At 74.2% G+C, this 16,333-nt stretch carries 15 protein-coding genes; 6 read left to right on the top strand and 9 right to left on the bottom strand.

The features are described 5' to 3' along the window. Window positions 1–47: 47 nt before the first annotated feature. Window positions 48–2,576 carry a class IV lanthionine synthetase LanL gene (gene lanL, locus J4709_RS15750; RefSeq protein WP_208241312.1) on the top strand — a complete coding sequence of 843 codons (2,529 nt, stop codon included), beginning with the start codon at window positions 48–50 and terminating at the stop codon, window positions 2,574–2,576. A 4-nt stretch (window positions 2,577–2,580) separates the two neighbouring features. On the opposite strand, the gene J4709_RS15745 is transcribed toward lanL, so the two are convergent. Continuing rightward, window positions 2,581–3,072, bottom strand: coding sequence for a GNAT family N-acetyltransferase (locus tag J4709_RS15745; RefSeq protein ID WP_208241310.1), 492 nt, complete (start codon window positions 3,070–3,072; stop codon window positions 2,581–2,583). Between the two features lie 210 nt (window positions 3,073–3,282). On the opposite strand from J4709_RS15745, the gene J4709_RS15740 reads away from it, so the two are divergent. Beyond that, a complete protein-coding gene (locus J4709_RS15740) occupies window positions 3,283–4,950 on the top strand; it encodes a carotenoid oxygenase family protein (RefSeq protein WP_208241307.1) in 1,668 nt (555 codons plus the stop codon). Between the two features lie 28 nt (window positions 4,951–4,978). Here J4709_RS15740 and J4709_RS15735 read toward each other — a convergent pair whose 3' ends face one another. Next, complete coding sequence (locus tag J4709_RS15735; protein ID WP_208241305.1) at window positions 4,979–5,725, bottom strand: hypothetical protein; 747 nt, start codon at window positions 5,723–5,725, stop codon at window positions 4,979–4,981. A 157-nt stretch (window positions 5,726–5,882) separates the two neighbouring features. Between J4709_RS15735 and bioD the strand changes: the two genes are divergently transcribed. Next, window positions 5,883–6,608 carry a dethiobiotin synthase gene (bioD, locus tag J4709_RS15730; RefSeq protein ID WP_208241303.1) on the top strand — a complete coding sequence of 242 codons (726 nt, stop codon included), beginning with the start codon at window positions 5,883–5,885 and terminating at the stop codon, window positions 6,606–6,608. A gap of 23 nt (window positions 6,609–6,631) precedes the next feature. On the opposite strand, the gene J4709_RS15725 is transcribed toward bioD, so the two are convergent. Together J4709_RS15725 and J4709_RS15720 are read right to left on the bottom strand one after the other, a co-directional pair. Next, window positions 6,632–7,441, bottom strand: coding sequence for a GntR family transcriptional regulator (locus J4709_RS15725; protein WP_372442086.1), 810 nt, complete (start codon window positions 7,439–7,441; stop codon window positions 6,632–6,634). A 37-nt stretch (window positions 7,442–7,478) separates the two neighbouring features. Beyond that, on the bottom strand, window positions 7,479–8,645 hold the full coding sequence (locus J4709_RS15720; RefSeq protein ID WP_208241300.1) for an 8-amino-7-oxononanoate synthase: 1,167 nt from the start codon (window positions 8,643–8,645) through the stop codon (window positions 7,479–7,481). A gap of 73 nt (window positions 8,646–8,718) precedes the next feature. Between J4709_RS15720 and J4709_RS15715 the strand changes: the two genes are divergently transcribed. Further along, window positions 8,719–10,401 (top strand): GAF domain-containing sensor histidine kinase, encoded by a 1,683-nt coding sequence (locus J4709_RS15715; protein WP_208241298.1) that lies wholly within the window; start codon window positions 8,719–8,721, stop codon window positions 10,399–10,401. A 168-nt stretch (window positions 10,402–10,569) separates the two neighbouring features. Here the strand turns inward: J4709_RS15715 and J4709_RS15710 are convergent, their stop codons facing one another. Next, complete coding sequence (locus J4709_RS15710) at window positions 10,570–10,830, bottom strand: WhiB family transcriptional regulator (protein ID WP_151541468.1); 261 nt, start codon at window positions 10,828–10,830, stop codon at window positions 10,570–10,572. Window positions 10,831–11,125: 295 nt separating this feature from the next. After that, window positions 11,126–12,067, bottom strand: a complete 942-nt coding sequence (locus J4709_RS15705) for a diacylglycerol/lipid kinase family protein (protein ID WP_208241296.1) — start codon at window positions 12,065–12,067, stop codon at window positions 11,126–11,128. Window positions 12,068–12,142: 75 nt separating this feature from the next. On the opposite strand from J4709_RS15705, the gene J4709_RS15700 reads away from it, so the two are divergent. Next, a complete protein-coding gene (locus J4709_RS15700) occupies window positions 12,143–12,685 on the top strand; it encodes a hypothetical protein (protein ID WP_208241294.1) in 543 nt (180 codons plus the stop codon). A 92-nt stretch (window positions 12,686–12,777) separates the two neighbouring features. Here the strand turns inward: J4709_RS15700 and J4709_RS15695 are convergent, their stop codons facing one another. From J4709_RS15695 to J4709_RS15685, 3 genes are all read right to left on the bottom strand, one after another. Next, window positions 12,778–13,593 (bottom strand): RNA polymerase sigma factor SigF, encoded by an 816-nt coding sequence (locus J4709_RS15695; RefSeq protein WP_173099279.1) that lies wholly within the window; start codon window positions 13,591–13,593, stop codon window positions 12,778–12,780. Next, entirely contained in the window at window positions 13,590–14,018 is a 429-nt protein-coding gene (locus tag J4709_RS15690; protein ID WP_173099280.1) for an ATP-binding protein, read from the bottom strand. Before J4709_RS15690 ends, J4709_RS15695 begins: the two co-directional genes overlap by 4 nt. A gap of 155 nt (window positions 14,019–14,173) precedes the next feature. Beyond that, window positions 14,174–15,109, bottom strand: a complete 936-nt coding sequence (locus J4709_RS15685; RefSeq protein WP_208241292.1) for a sugar kinase — start codon at window positions 15,107–15,109, stop codon at window positions 14,174–14,176. Between the two features lie 35 nt (window positions 15,110–15,144). Between J4709_RS15685 and J4709_RS15680 the strand changes: the two genes are divergently transcribed. Further along, window positions 15,145–16,332, top strand: coding sequence for a DUF5005 domain-containing protein (locus tag J4709_RS15680; RefSeq protein ID WP_208241290.1), 1,188 nt, complete (start codon window positions 15,145–15,147; stop codon window positions 16,330–16,332). Window position 16,333 lies beyond the last annotated feature (1 nt).

Below are 16,333 nucleotides of genomic sequence, written 5' to 3'. Positions count from 1 at the left end.
CTGCGCGTTCGCCATTGCCGGATACGGGCCGCGACCGAAGGGCGACAATGGAGTCATCGATATTCGGGCTCATTTCTGCGATCGTCCGTGAGCGCGGCCGGGAAATCCGGTCGGACGACACCTGGATCAGCGTGCGCGATCCCGGCTTCGACATGCCCCGGCAGGGTTGGAAACTGCATGTCTCCGCGCGGCCCGGCACGTTCGCGGAGACGCTCGAACGCATCCTGCCGCTGCTGCTGGCCACCCCGTGCGACTTCAAGGCGGCGCGCTCCGCCGAGATGCTGCGCGAGCTCAACTCCGGCGACCTCGACGCGGCCTCCGTCGGCAAGGCCGTCACCGTCTACCCGCCGCAGGACGAGGTCGTCCGGCTGGGGCACGCGCTCGCGGGCGCCCTCGCCGGCATGGCCGGGCCGCGCGTGGTCAGCGACCGCCGCGTCCGCCCCGACGCCCCCGTCCACTACCGCTACGCCCCGTTCGTTCCGCAGTACAAGGTGGACGACAACGGCGACTTCGAGCTCGTCGTCGTCGGCCCGGACGGCACGGCGGAGCCCGGCGCGGCGGGCGTCGAGTTCAGCTGCCCGCCGTGGGCGGCCGACCCGTTCCGCCCGCCCGCCCCGGAAGGCGGCGCCGCGCCCTCCACGCCCTCGACCGCGAGCGCGCAGGCGCCGCGCGTCCGGACGATCGGCGGCCGCTACCGGGTGACCACCGGCGTGATGCGCGGCCCGCGCGGCAACGTCTACCGGGCCGAGGACCCCGCCGGGCGGCCCGTCGTCGTCAAGGAGGGCCGCGCCTACGTCGGGGAGCACCCCGAGGGCTATGACCTGCGGATGTACCTGCGCAACGAGCTGCGCATCCTGACCGTCCTCGCCGGGGTCGGCGGCGTCCCGGAGGCGCTCGACCACTTCCGGCACGGCGAGGACGAGTTCCTCGTGATGAGCGACGCCGGCGCCACCGACCTCAACCGGCACGTGGCCGAGCACGGCGCGCTCACCGGCCCCGAGCTCGCGGACCTGGCGTCCCGGCTGCTCGCGGTCCTCGACGCGGTGCACGCGCGCGGCGTGGTCGTCCGCGACCTGTCGCCGAAGAACGTGGTGCTCGGCGAGGACGGCGGCTGCACGCTCATCGACTTCGGCACCAGCCGCCACGGCGACCTGCAGATGCCGGGCTGGAGCCGCGGCTTCAGCGTGCCCGACCAGCGCACCGGCCGCCCGTCGGAGCCGTCCGACGACCTGTTCTCGCTCGGCGCGACGCTGTTCTTCGCCGCCACCGGCATGAACCCCGTCATCATCGACCCCGACCCGGAGCGCGGCGTCGAGCGGACGCTGCAGTGCCTGGCGCGGACGTCGCCGGGGGGCGGCACCGTCGCGCTCGTGCCGCGGCTGCTCAGCCTCGACCCCGGCGTCCGGGCGGGCGCCGCCGCCGAGATCCGCGCCGGGCGGCACGCGACCGCGAAGGCCGCGGCCCCGGTGCCCGTCCCGCGCCTGACCGGCGACCTGCTGTCGTCCGTCCTCACGCACACGGTGCGCGAGTGTGTCCGGTTCGCCGAAAGGCTGATGGACGAGCCGCCGGACCACCGGACGAGCCCGCCGGTGACGAACGTCTACGCCGGTTCGGCGGGCGTCGGGGCGGAGCTCCTCCGGCATCCCGAGGGCAAGGCCGCGGGCACCGACCTCGCCCGCTGGACGGCGGAGAACCTGCCGGACGCGAACCTGCCCGCCTCGCTCTACTTCGGCCTCACCGGGACGGCGGTTTTCCTGGCCGCCGCCGGGGTCGCGATGCCGCGGCCCGTCCGGATGTCCGGCGGCGAGCGCGCGGACCAGGCGCACGGCGTCGCCGGCATCGGCACCGGCCACCTCCTCCTCGACGCCCTCGCCCCCGATCCGGCCAACGCGGAGATGGCGGCCGAGTGCGCGAGGCGGCTGCTGGCGGGCGACGTCGCCGCGCCGGACGCGGCGGTGTCGGTCGAGCAGCCGGGTTCGGGCGTCGCCGTCGACACCGCGTTCGCGCACGGTGACGCGGGCGTCGCCGACTTCCTGCTGGCCTACCACCGCGCCACCGGCGACGCCGCCGCAGGCGCCGCGGCCCGCGAGGCGTTCACCGCCCTCGCCGACCGGACGGCAGCGCTGATCGGCGAGCTGGACGGCCCGGCCGCGCGCCCGATGGGCGCCTCGTGGTGCCAGGGCATGTCCGGCGTCGTCGGCGCGCTGCTGCGCGCGGCCCGCGCCTACGACGACGCGCACTACCTCGACCTCGCCGAACGGGGCGCCCGCGCCTGCCTGGCGATCGCGCCGCGCGCGTGGGTGTCGTCCCAGTGCTGCGGACTGGCGGGCATGGGGGAGGCGCTCATCGACGTCGCCCTGGTCACGGGCGACGACGCGTACTGGAAGGGCGCCGAGGAGATCGTCGAGCTGATGCTCGTGCGCAGCGGGGGCGAGCCCGCACGGCCGGTCTTTCCCGGCAACGACCTCGACACCCAGGCGTTCACCTGGGGCACCGGCACCGCGGGGATCCTGTCGTTCCTGCGCCGCCTGGACGCCCGGTCCGGGCCCCGGCTCTGGGCGTCCCCCGCCGTTTGAACGGCTAGAACGTCAGCGAGTAGGTGAGCAGGCGCAGGCCGGGCACGGGGGACCAGTCGCGGTCCGGGGTGCGGACGAAGCCGAGCCGCTCGTACATGCGGTGCGCGGCCTCCATGTTCGCCTGCGTGGACAGCCGCAGCCCGGTCAGGCCCGCGGCGCGGGCGCGCGCCACGCACTCGCCGACCAGGGCGCGCCCGGCGCCGGACCGCCGGGCCTTCGGCAGGACGGCGAGCATGCGGAACTCGGCCTCGTCCGGGGCCGCCAGCTCGGCGTACGGGCTGCCGGGCGGGCAGTAGGCGACGGCGCCCGCGATCTCGCCGGCGACCTCGGCGACGAGCAGCTGCGACTTGGCGGCCCGGTCGGCGGCGTCGCGGAGCTTGCCGACGTAGGTCGACTCGGGCGAGACGAGCCCGCCGTGCACGTACACCTCGACGGTCAGGTCGCCGATCAGGTCGTACTCGTGGGGGCGCGCGTCGCGGACGGTGACGGGCTGCATCGGGTGCTTCTCCAGGCGGGGGAGCCGGTGGTGCGGGATCGACGCGGCCGGGGCCGCGACATATCAGGCTATCCGCCCCGGGACAGGCGGGCGACCGGCGGCCCGCCCGCGCGCGGTCCGCTAGTCGTTAGCAGCTTGACGACTAGCGCCCGAGGCGTGTTGATTGGCGGGAGGCAACGGGCGGCAGCCCGCCGGACCCCAGGAGGCGCCATGCCGGTCCCCCGCTCGATCCTCGGCACGCAGGACGTCGGCGACCTGGAGCTGGAGGTCGTCGCCGGCGCGTGGCCGGACGACGTCCGCGGTCACTTCGTCGTCAGCACCTCCGACCAGCGCACCCACCCCGTGCACGCGTTCTTCGGCGACGGGATCATCGCGCGGCTGCCGCTCCGGCCGGACGCCGGCGGCCGGTTCCGCTGGCGCGCCCGAGTGATCGGCACCCCGTCGGTCCGGCTGCGCCGCCGGCGCCCCGACCTGTTCACCGCCGGGCCGGTCGGCACCAGCTCGCCGTGGGGCTTCGTGAACGCGGCCAACACCGCGCCGCTGCCGTGGGGCGACCGGCTGTTCGCCACCTGGGACGCCGGGCGGCCCGTCGAGGTCGACCCGGTCACGCTGGGGTTCGTCGCCGAGGTCGGGCACCGCGACGACTGGAAGCCCGCGATCGACCAAGCCGTGCTGCCGCTGGTCTCCACGTCCGCGCACCCGGTGATCGACCCCGAGCGCGGCTGCATGTGGACGGTCAGCCGCGACGTGCTGACCGGCACGGTGTCGGTGATCCGGTACGCGGGGGAGGGCGCCCGGGTCGAGCGCTGGGAGGTGGCGGACGCCGTCCTGCCGCAGGCCACGCACACCATCACCCAGACCCGCGACTGGCTCGTCCTCGCCGACACCGCCTACAAGATCGACACCGACGAGGTCTTCGGCGCGGAGCGCACCGTCGCCAACAACCCCGACGGGCCCGTCCTGCTGATCCGCAAGGACGACCTGCGCCCCGGCGGCGGCACCGTCGCGTGCAAGGAGTTCCGGGTCGCGCCCGAGGTCAACCACTTCTACGCCAAGTACGACGACTCCGACGGCGTCCAGGTGGTCATGGAGCACACGCCCGGCGTCGACATCGGCATGTACCTGCGCGAGGACGACCTCGACGCGTTCGGCCGCCCCGTCGACCCGGCGCTGCGCGGCATGTACTGCCACGGCATGACGCCCGCGCTCACCACCGTCCTGGTGTTCGACCCGGAGACGGGGAAGGTGAGCGAGCGTGCCCGGGCCGGCGACCCGGCGCGCTGGTGGCAGGCGGAGCTGTCGGCCATCGACTGGAGCATCGAGGGGCAGACCGCCCCGACCCGGCACCACCTCGTCTACCTGGGCTTCCACCCCGAGGCGATCAACCAGCGGGCGCTGCGCAACTACACCGGCCGCATCGACGCCGACCTGTTCCCGCCGGAGGAGACCCCGGCCGTCCTGGTCAGCCACGACCGCGACGACCTGAAACCGCTCGCCGAGTGGACGTTCGCGCTGGACGACTACCCGACGTCGCCGTCGTTCGTGCCGCGCGGGCGGGGCGGCAGCCGGTACGCGGGCGCCGACCCGGGCGGGCACGACGGCTACCTCGTCGTCGCCGTCCACAACGACGACCGGTTCCGCGTCGAGCTGTTCGACGCCGCCGACGTCGGGCGCGGGCCGCTCGCCGTGCTGGCGCCGCCGCCCGGCACCACCGTCCCGTTCCTCATCCACTCCGCGTGGATGCCGGAGGCCGCCTCCGCGCCCGAGCTGGAGCGGCTGGCCTTCGCCGACGACCTCGACGACCGCCTCGACCAGCTCGCCCCCGACCTGCGGGCGATCACCCGGGAGGTCGCCGCCGAACTCGCCGCCGGACGCTGACCGGCGGCGCGCCGCCGGTGAACGCGGATCAGCGGAGGTCGGCGCAGGAGCGCTCGTCGGGAAGGAGGGGGCGCACGCGGACGGTGTAGGTCGCGCCGCCGCTGCGCCAGGCGGTGTTCGGGCCGGCCGCCGGGATCTTCGCGGGCGCGGCGACCGTGCACACGGCCGCTCCGACCTGCGCGCCCTTGCCGAGCGGCGCCAGCGGCCACGTCTTGACCGGGCCGTCCGCCACCGCGCCCTGCGACGCGAGCACCGCCACCTTCGACGGCTTGAACGGGGCCGGCCCCGACGCCAGGTCGGACGTCGCCCAGGTGCTCGGATCCAGCCGCTTCTGGAACGTCAGCGCGGGGTCCGGCCGCGACCCCGGCTGGGCGATGCTGCTGTGCGCGCCGCCCATGGTGAACTCCAGGATGAACGCGTCGGAGACCTTCCCCGGCCCGACCGTGTGCGAGCGGCCGAGGCCCGCGGCGCGCGCCTCGGCCAGCAGGCGGTTCACCGCCGCCGGTTTCAACCGGTACTCGGTGAGCTTCCCCTGGGACGCGACCAGGGCGCGGCCCGTCGAGTAGAGCGAGAAGTCGGGCAGGCCGCCCGGGCCGCCCAGCCCGGCCATGCCGCCGGACTTGCGCATCCGCAGGACGAGGTGCTCGCCGCGCGGGGAGTCCTTCGCGGGGGTCGTGGTGGAGCCGCCGGGCTTCAGCGAGTGCGGTGGCTCGGCGACGCCGGACGCGTCGCCGCATGCCGTCAGCGTGCCCGCGCACGCGAGCGCCACGACCACGCTGGTACGTGTGTGCGAACCGGCCATGGGCCTTGGACGCGCCGCCGCGCCCGCCGGTTCCCCTGATGAGAGTCCGGCGCCGATACAAATTCCGCGCCGGAAGACTGTGGGAATCTGCGACCGACCAGGCCCTGCTCCCCGCGCTAGTGTGCCGGGCGTGAGCGTGCTCGTAGTGACCGGAACCTGTACGGGCGTCGGCAAGACCGTCGTCACCGCGGCGCTGGCCGCCGTCGCCGCCGCGCGCGGCGCGTCGGTCGCCGTGGTCAAGCCCGGCCAGACCGGGATGGCCGGCGGCGAGCCCGGCGACCTCGACGAGGTGCGGCGGCTCGCCGGCGTCGAGGACGTGCACGAGGCCGCGCGCTTCCCCGACCCGCTGTCGCCCGCCGCCGCGGCCCGCCGCGCCGGGGTCCCGCCCGTCCGGCTGCCGGACGTCGCCAAGCACGTCCAGGAACTCGCCGCGACCCGCCGGCTCGTGCTCGTGGAGGGCGCGGGCGGGCTGCTCGTCCGCTACGACGAGGAGGGCACCACCATCGCCGACCTGGCGCGCTGGCTCGGCGCCGCGGTCGTCGTGGCGACCCGACCGGACCTCGGCACGCTCAACCACACCGCGCTGACGCTGGAGGCGATGGCGCACCGCGGTGTGCAGCTCGCGGGGGTGGTCATCGGGTCCTGGCCGGACGAGCCGGACCTGGCGATGCGCAGCAACATCCGGGACCTGGAGACCATCGCGGCGCGCCCGCTGTCCGGCGCGCTCCCGGCCGGCGCGTCGGCGCTCGACCCGGCCGAGTTCCTCGTCGCCGCGCACCGCGGCCTGGCCCCGGCGTTCGGCGGCTCCTTCGACCCTGCGGTCTTCCGCGAGGCGCACGCCCCCGAGGCGCAGTAGAGGATCTGGCAGGCTTCGCCGGGTCAGGTGTCGCGGCGCAGCCGGGTGATGAACTTGTACCGGTCGCCGCGGTAGAGGGACTGCGCCCATTCGACGGGCTGGCCCGTCGTGTCGAACGCGTGCCGGGACAGCAGCAGCATCGGCAGGCCGACGTCGACGCCGAGCAGCTGCGCGTCGTGCGGCGTCGCCAGCACCGTCTCGATCGTCTCCTCCGCCTCCGTCAGGTGGACGTCGTAGGCGGTCGCGAGGGTCTCGTACAGGGAGCGGTGCCGGGGCAGCTCGCGGCGCAGCCCGGGGAAGCGGCGGGCCGGCAGGTGCGAGGTGTCGACCGACATCGGCTCCCCGTCGGCGAGCCGGAGCCGGTGGACGCGCAGCACGCGCCCGCCCGGCCGGATGCACAGCAGCGCGGCGAGGCGCTCGTCGGCGCTGACGTACCCGGCGTCCAGGATGCGGGTCTCGGGCCGCAGCCCGTGGTGCCGCATGTCCTCGGTGTAGGAGACGAGCTGCAGCTCCTGCGACACCTTCGGCTTGGCGACGAACGTGCCCTTGCCCTGGATGCGCTGCAGGCGCCCCTCGACGACGAGCTCGGCGAGGGCCTGCCGTACGGTGGTCCGGGACGTCTCGTACTTCTCCGCCAGCGCCCGCTCAGGGGGCAGCGGGCTGCCGGGCGGCAGCGACTGGATGAGCTCGACGAGGAGTTCTTTGAGCTTGTAGTACTTCGGGATGCGCGGCGCCTGGTTGGTGTGGTGCTTGCCCAGGTCGCCGAGCGCCGCCCGGTCGAATCCGCGCTCGAAGCCGTCCCCGTGCCGGGGCCCGCCCCTGACCTCCGTCACGGCATCTCCTCACGTTCATCATCGGTTTCCCCCGATGTTATGCGTGAAGACTACGGCCGGTAGAGCCCGCGATCTCCGCCAGGGCGGCCCGCAGCCTTGTGAGGTCGGACTCGTCGACCGTCGCCCGCGCGGTGAGCCGCAGGCAGGCCCGGCCCTTCGGGACGGACGGGGGCCGGAAGCAGCCGACGCGCAGTCCGTGCTCAGCGCAGATCGCGGCGGCGCGCAGCGCGTCGTCGGGTTCGCCGAGGAACACCGGGACGACGGCGGCGGCCGGATCGGCGGTCTCCAGTCCGGAACCGGCCGCGAGGTTTGCCATCGCGCGGGCCGTGGCACGCGCGCGGGCGGGCAGCCCGGGGTCGGCCTCCAGGACGTCGAGGGCGGCGAGCGCGGCGCCCACGGCGGGCGGGTTCAGACCGGTGTCGAAGATGAACGCGCGGCCGGTGTCCAGCAGCGCCTGGACCACCTCGGGGGCGCCGAGCACGGCGCCGCCTTGCGAGGCCAGCGACTTCGACAGGGTGAGGGTGAGGACGACGTCGGGTTCGCCGGCCAGGCCGGCGGCGTGCGCGGCGCCCCGCCCGCCGTCGCCGACGACGCCGAGCGCGTGCGCCTCGTCGATCACCAGCAGCGCGCCGTGCGCCCGCGCCGCGCGGTGCAGCCCGGCGAGCGGCGCGAGGTCGCCGTCCACGGAGAACACCGCGTCGGTGACGACGATCGCGTGGTCTTCGTCACGTTCGGCGAGGGCCTGCTCGACGGCCGCCGGGTCGCGGTGCGGGACGATCACCACGCGGGACCGCGACAGCCGGCACGCGTCCACGATCGAGGCGTGGTTGAGCTGGTCCGACACCACCAGCGTGCCGGGCCCGGACAGCGCGGTCACGGCGCCGAGGTTGGCCAGGAAGCCGGAGGAGAACACCAGCCCGGCGGCGCTGCCGGTGAACGCGGCGAGCCGCCGGTCCAGCTCGGCGTGCAGCGCGGTCGTGCCGGTGACCAGCCGGGACCCCGACGAGCCGGTGCCCCACGCGCGGGCCGCGGCGACCGCGCCGTCCACCAGCCGCGGGTCGCGGGACAGGCCGAGGTAGTCGTTGGAGGCGAGGTCGGCGAGCCCGCCGTGGCCGGCGTCGCGGGGGCGGAGCGCCCGCCGCAGGCCCGCCTCGGCGCGCCGGTCCGCGGCGTCCCGGAACCTGGCGAGGGGGTCGTCGCTCATGTCCGAATCCTGCCAGGTGGCGAGGGTCGGGGACGGCGGCGGGGCACCAGATCCGATGGGCGATGATTGTGGTGTGCCTACCTTGACCGATCTGGTCCGCGACCACACCGACCTCACCGAGACCGATGTGGAGTGGCTGCACGCGCTGGTGTCGGACTGGCAGCTCCTCGCCGACCTGTCGTTCGCCGACCTGCTGCTGTGGGTGCCGCTGCGGTCCGGCGCGGTGGTCCCCGCCGAGGGCCCGGGCGCCCGCGGCGGGCGGCGCGGCGGCGGCACGATCGACACCGGCGCGGCCGTGCAGGGCTGGGTCGCGATCGCGCAGATGCGGCCGACGACCGGTCCCACCGCCTACCCCGAGGACCTGGTCGGCAAGGTCGTCCGGACGGGCCGCCGCGGGCTGATCGACGTGGCGTGGCGGGAGCGGCGGATCGTCCGGGAGGGCGACCCGGAGTGGGGCAGCGGCATCCCCGTCCGGGAGGAGTCGATCCCGGTGCGGCGCGGCGCGAAGGTCCTCGGGGTGATCCAGCGCAGCACCAACCTCAGCTCGGCGCGCACCCCGTCCCGGCTGGAGCTGACCTACCTGCAGAGCGCCAGCGACCTCGCCAAGATGATCTCCGAGGGCCGGTTCCCGGTGCCGGGCGAGGAGCCGAACATGGTCCGCTCGCCGCGCGTCGGCGACGGGCTGATGCGGCTGGACCGGGGCGGCTCGGTCACCTACGCCAGCCCGAACGCCCAGTCCGCCTACCGGCGCCTCGGCCTGCCGTCCGACCTGGCCGGCGAGGCGCTCGGCAAGGTCACCGCGGACCTGTGCGACACCGGCGAGCCGCTGGAGGAGGCGCTCAGCGTCGTGCTCAGCGGCCGCGCCCCGCGCGAGGTGGAGGTCGAGGCGAACGGCTCGGTCATGCAGCTGCGGACGATCCCGCTGGTCGTCGGCGGCACCCGGATCGGCGCGATCGTGCTGTGCCGGGACGTCACCGAGCTGCGCTGGCGCGACCGGGAGCTGATGACCAAGGACGCCACCATCCGGGAGATCCACCACCGGGTGAAGAACAACCTGCAGACCGTCGCCGCGCTGCTGCGGCTGCAGGCCCGCCGGCTGCGGGTGCCGGAGGGGCGGGCGGCGCTGGACGAGGCGGTCCGCCGGGTCGGGTCGATCGCGATCGTGCACGAGACTCTGTCGCACACCCCCGACGAGCTGATCGACTTCGACGACATCGCGGACCGGGTGATCATGATGGCGGGGGAGGTGTCGACGCCGGAGACCAAGGTCGCGCCGAAGCGGACCGGCAGCTTCGGGGTGCTGCCCGCCGAGATCGCGACGCCGCTGGCGATGGCGCTCACCGAGCTGCTGCAGAACGCGCTGGAGCACGGCCTCACGAACCGGTTCGGCACCCTGGAGGTCGTCGCGCACCGCTACGGCGAGGGGACCCCGCCCCGCGAGCCGGAAGGGGTGCCGGTCTGGGGCGAGTGGCCCGGCTCCGACGCGCACGACCCGCGCGCCCGGAAGGAGCCTTCCGCCGCGCGCCCGGCCGCCACCGGCCCGCGGCTCGTCGCGGTCGTCGCTGACGACGGCGTCGGCCTGCCCGCCGACTTCGACGTGGAGAGCAGCAACAGCCTCGGGCTGCAGATCGTCCGCACCCTGATCGTCGGCGAGCTCGGCGGCAGCCTCGACTTCCGCGACCGGCCGGGCGGCGGCACCGAGGTCATCGTGGACGTCCCGCTCGACCACACCAACCGGCCCCACGGGCCCCGCTAGGTCCGGCCTGCCGGGCCCGGCCGCGCGAGCCCGGAGACACCGAGTGCCCGCATGCCTGGTCTCTAGGCAGCGGGCACTTCGAAGTGCGATGCGGGCGGCGCCGGGGCTTCCGGCCCTGGGGGTTCGGAGGCGGCGCCGCGCGTCGGTGCGAGCGGTTTGCGAGTGGGGTTACAGACCGGCGTTGGCCCGGGCCCGGGCGCGGCTGGCGCGGCGCTTGAGGGCGCGGCGCTCGTCCTCGCCCATCCCGCCCCAGACGCCCGAGTCCTGGCCGGACTCCAGCGCCCAGCGCAGGCACGCGTCGGTGACGTCGCAGCGCCGGCAGACCTGCTTGGCCTCTTCGATCTGCAGGATCGCGGGCCCGGTGTTGCCGATCGGGAAGAACAGCTCGGGGTCCACGTCACGGCAGGCAGCGCGGTGGCGCCAGTCCATGCGGTCCACTCCTTCGTCAGGTGGTGTGAGACACTCCACGTTTGTGAACGGTTTCACATGTCGCGAACGCCCGGAGCGGCGGTGGCCGGCGATCCAGGGGTGATTGTTCCGCGGCGCTGCGATCAGGAGGCGGACGTCGTTGGGGCCCCTGTCGGCTGGCGCACTTTGAGCGTGTCAGCCGGGCGCGGGCAGACGCAAGACCTTTGAGAAAGGATTCTCAAAGTATGGGTGTCGCATGTGTCACACCAGTGGGTCGGCCGTGTTACTTGGCTCTCAGCAGGGCGTGACGGCGGTCTCAGATGAGGATGCGGACCGCCTTCGGCACCGACCGGAACGTCACGCTGCGCTGTTCTCCGAGGTAGTCGCCGTCCAGCTGAAAGGCGATCGGACGGTCCGCGCGCAACGTGACCTCCGTCGCGTCGTGCACGTTCAGCACGTGGCGGCCCTGCACCGGGCGCGTCCGCACCAGCATCATCTGCGCGAGCGCCCCGAGGATCGGCCCGGCGGCCATCGTGCGCATCCCGAACACGTCCAGCCCGCGCGCGAAGTTCGACTTCGGACTCGGATTCACCGGCAGCCGGCCCGCGAAAGTCCACGGCGCGGTATTGGAGACGAACGCCAGGAACAGGCCCGCTTTCGGCGGGCGCCCCGGCACTTCCAGCGTGAGCGCCGGATGGCGCCGATCCGTGCCCGCGAAGAAATGGCGGACCGCCGCCCGCACGTACAGCGACGGATCGGCCTTCGCGCCCGCCCCGCGCCGCCGCTCCACCTCCCGGACGACCTCCGCGTCCAGCCCCACGCCCGCGTTGAAGGTGAAATAGCGCTGCACGCCGTCCGGCAGGCACGCCGCCCCGAGCCCGACCGTCCGGTACCGCCCGGCGCGCAGCGCCTCCAGCACCGCCTTCGTCGCGCCGACCGGGTCGTTCGGCAGGCCGAGCGCGCGGGCGAACACGTTCGCGCTCCCCGACGGCAGCACCGCGAGGGCGGGCAGGTCCGGCGACGGGCCGTCCGCGAGCAGGCCGTTCACCGTCTCGTTGACCGTGCCGTCGCCGCCGAGCGCGATCACCGCGTCGTAGCCCTCGATGGCGGCCCGCCGGGCCAGCTCGGTCGCGTGCCCGCGGTGGGCGGTATCGGCGATCTCGAGGTCGAGATCGCCGGTGAAGGCCCGCACCAGGATGTCGCGGGCCCGCCGGGAGGTCGAGGTCGCCTTGGGGTTGGCGATGAGCATGGCGCGCACGGCGCCAGCGTATCGAGCGTTTCCCGTGCGTTTCCCCACGCATCGGCCGCTGCGGCGGGCGAGTAGGGTTTCGTTGTGACCGACCGTCCCATCACCGTGCGCGCCGCCGCCGCCCTGGAGGGCGCGGAGGGCCTCGGCGCCGTCGCGTTCGGCGCCTACACCGGCGTCGAGACCGCCGCCGGCGCCGCCGTCGACCCGGTGAGCGCGATCGGGGTGACCGTCCTCGCCCTCGCCGGCGGCCTCGGCATGCTCGCCTGCGCCCGCGGCCTGCTCCGCGGCGCCCAGGGCAGCCGCGCCCCGACGGTCCTGACCCAGCTGTTCGCGCTGCCCGTCGCCTGGTCGCTGTGGCAGAGCGAGCGGCCCGCCGTCGCCGTGCCGATGGGGATCGTCGCCGTGCTCGCGCTGGTCGCCGTGCTGAGCCCGGCGAGCACCGCCTGGCTCGTCCACGACCACGACGAGGACGACGAGGACGCTCCGGAGGACGACGCGAAGCCCGCGTCCCGCGCCGCGGAGCCGCGTCCCGAGGACGGCCGGTCCCTCGGCCAGAGGCTCATGGACCGCCTGAAGGAGCAGCCCGCCAAGGACGCGCCCGCCAAGGGGACGTCCGCGAAGAACTGACCGGGCGTCCCGGCCGGACACGGCCGGGACGCCACCGGGAACGCCGAGGGGCCCAGGGGAACATGCGTCCCCGGGCCCCTCGGCGTTCGGCGTCACTCGTCGGCGGTGAGGCCCTCGCGCAGCTGCGCGAGCGTGCGGGCCAGCAGCCGCGACACGTGCATCTGCGAGATGCCGAGCTCCGCGGCGATCTGCGACTGCGTCATGTTCCCGAAGAACCGCAGCAGCAGGATCTTCTTCTCCCGCGCGGGCAGCTTCTCCAGCAGCGGCTTCAGCGACTCGCGGTACTCCACGCCCTCCAGCGACTCGTCGATCATGCCGAGCGAGTCCGCCACGGCGGGCGCGTCCTCGTCGCCGGAGTCGGGCGCGTCGAGGGACACCGTGGAGTAGGCGTTCGCCGACTCCAGGCCCTCCAGCACCTCCTCCTCGCTCATCTGCAGGTGCGCGGCCAGCTCGCTGACCGTCGGCGCCCGGCCCTCGCGCTGCGCGAGGTCGCTGATCGCCTTGGTCAGCGACAGCTTCAGCTCCTGGAGCCGGCGCGGCACCCGCACCGCCCAGCCCTTGTCGCGGAAGTGCCGCTTGATCTCCCCGACGATCGTCGGCGTGGCGTAGGTGGAGAACTCCACGCCGCGCTCCAGGTCGAACCGGTCGATCGACTTGATCAGCCCGATGGTGGCGACCTGGATCAGGTCGTCCAGCCATTCGCCGCGGTTGCGGAAGCGGCGCGCCAGGTACTCCACCAGGGGCAGGTGCAGCTCGACGAGCTGGTCGCGGATGCGCTGCCGCTCCGGGTCGCCCTCGGGCAGCTCCGCGAGGCGCTCGAACAGCGCGCGGGCCCGTGCGCGGTCCGGTACGCCGCTGCTCTCGGACCGCTCGTTGCTCGCGCCGGCGATGGTCGTCTTCTCTGTCACGGGGCCCCCGCCGTACCGCGCCGCTTCTGCAGCGTCACGGTCACCCGGTCGTCGGAGCCGATCTGCGCGTCGACCTCCCCGGCCAGCGACGACAGCACGGTCCAGGCGAAGGTGTCGCGGTTGGGCACCTCGCCGTCCACGGTGATCACCGACACCGAGATGCGCATCGCCTCCCCGGTCAGCTCGAACTCGCACGACAGGTCCGTCCCGGGGACGGCCTGGGAGAGCAGCATCGCGCACGCCTCGTCGACCGCGATGCGCAGGTCTTCTATCTCGTCCAGCGTGAAGTCCAGCCTGGCCGCCAGACCCGCGGTCGCGGTTCTGAGCACGGACAGGTAGGCGCTCGCGGCGGGCAGCTTCACTGTCACCACGTCGCGCACGGACAACTGTGTACTGGCAGGCATGGCAGCGGTTTCCTCGGTCACGTCACTCCCTCGCAGGATGGTCCCGCTGCTTCCGAAACTACCGCCTGCGGGGCCCACTGCGAGACTTCGCCGCGCACAGGTTTCGACCGGTTGTCCGAGTATTGACTAAATGACTTGGTCGGCGAGCGGTGTTCCGGCCGGGTCGCCGGGGGCCGTCACGGCCCGGGGCGGCGGCCCGGAAGCGGCGGCAGGAGCGCGCCGGGAGCGCCGATCACCTCGGCCGCGAGCCGGGCGCCGGCCTCGGCGGCGGCGCGCCGGTCCCCGCCGGCCAGGCGGGCGGCCAGATAGGCGCCGTTGAATGCGTCACCCGCCGACGTGGTGTCCACCACGTGGACGTCCGGGACGGCGGGAACGGCCTCCATCGAGTCGCGGTCGGCGATCACGCAGCCCTCGGCGCCGAGCTTGACGACGATCTCCGGCACGCCCGCGTCGCGGAGCCGCTCGACGCAGGCCCGCGCGGACGCGTCGCCGTGCACGAGCCGGTCGTCGTCCAGGGACGGCAGCGCGATGGAGGTGTGCGCCAGGACCGCGCCCGCCGCCCCGGCCGCCTCGCCGGGGGAGGGCCAGCCGCTCGGCCGGTGGTTGCCGTCGTAGGCGACGAGGCCGCCGCGCCGCCGGGTCTCCGCGAGCACCTCCGCCAGCCGGGCCCGGGCGGTCTCCGTCATGATCGAGAGGGTGATCCCGGACAGGTAGACCAGGTCGTGGCCGGTGATCGCCTCGTCGACCGAGGCGGGCTGGTCCGGCCCGAACAGGTCGCGGGCGGGCGACTCGCCCCGGTAGTGCTGGAACGTCCGCTCGCCGTGCTCGTCGGTGCGGATCAGGTAGAGGCCGGCGCGGCCGCCGGGACGCACCCGCGCGTACCGGCCGCCGACGCCGTGGGCCCGCCAGAGCGCGCGCATCTCGCCGCTGTACGGGTCGTCGCCGGTGACCGTGACGAACTGCACGTCCAGCGTGCCGGGGGCGGCGCTGCGCGCGAGGTAGGCGGCGGTGTTGAGGACGTCCCCGGCGTAGCCGAGGGCGAGCCGGTCCGGGGCCAGATGCCGCAGTTCGATCATGCATTCGCCGATGAGGGCGACCCGGGGAACGTTCACGGGCAGCACGATACATCTAGACAACAAGTCATCTGATGACCAGACTTCTGGCCGTGCGCAGAAGATCCCCCTGGCGCGGCCTCGCCGCCGGCGTTCTCACCCTGGCCCTGTCCGCGACGACCTTCACCGCCCCCGCCCGTGCCGCCGCGACCGCCGCCCAGGCGTGCGGCGGCACCCCGACCCCCGCCTTCCGGGGCTCGGCGCCCGACGCCGGGCTGAACACCCTGTTCACCCGGTACGGCAACGACAACCGCCGGACCGACGACTGGACCGGCGCGGACGGTACGTTCTCCACCACCCTGCCCGGCGGGAAGGTGGCGTTCGTGTTCTCCGACACCTTCCTCGGCAAGGTCGGCGCCGACGGCACGCGCTCGCCGGTCGTCGAGGAGGGCGGCACCACGCCGTTCATCAACAACTCGTTCGTGGTCAAGTCCGGCGACCGGCTGAGCACCGCGCACGGCGGGACCCGCGAGCAGCCGAAGGCGGTGATGCCGCCCCGCGACGACAAGCACTGGTACTGGGCCGGCGACGCGATCACCGCGGGCGGCAAGGTCCAGGTCACCTACCAGGAGTACGAGCGGTTCGGGCCCGGCATCTGGGACTGGCGCTGGCTCCGCAACGTCGTCGCGAAGTTCCGGCCGGACCGGCTGTCCGCACCCGTCAGCGTGACCCCGATCGCGTCGTCCCAGAAGATCTCCTGGGCGTCCTGGCTGGAGCGGCGGGACGGCATGATCTACGTCTACGGCGTGGAGGACCTCGGCGACACCAAGTACATGCACCTGGCCCGCGTCCGCGGCGCTGACCTGACCCGGCCGTGGGAGTTCTACGCCGGCGACGGCACCTGGTCGCGGAACGAGGCCGACTCCGCGCGGATCATGAACGGCGTCGCCAACGAGTACAGCGTCACCCGCATGGGCAACGCCTACATGCTCATCACCCAGGACACCACCGAGAAGTTCAGCACGAGCATCGTCGCGTACTTCTCCTGCTCGCCGCAGGGCCCGTTCACCGGCAAGACCGCCGTCTACTCGACCCCCGAGACGGGCGCGAACGGCAGCTACGGCAACCCGAACATCTTCACCTACAACGCGCACGCCCACCCGGAGCTGAGCCGCCCCGGCAGCCTCGTCGTCTCCTACAACGTCAACAGCTTCGTCAACACCGACCACTACAAGGACGTCACCATCTACCGGCCCCGCTTCGTCGACCTGAAGTTCGGCTGAC

Origin of the sequence: Actinomadura violacea, assembly GCF_017573465.1 — a bacterium.
Lineage (GTDB): Bacteria > Actinomycetota > Actinomycetes > Streptosporangiales > Streptosporangiaceae > Spirillospora > Spirillospora violacea.
This window is presented reverse-complemented; position numbering and strand designations above follow the sequence as displayed.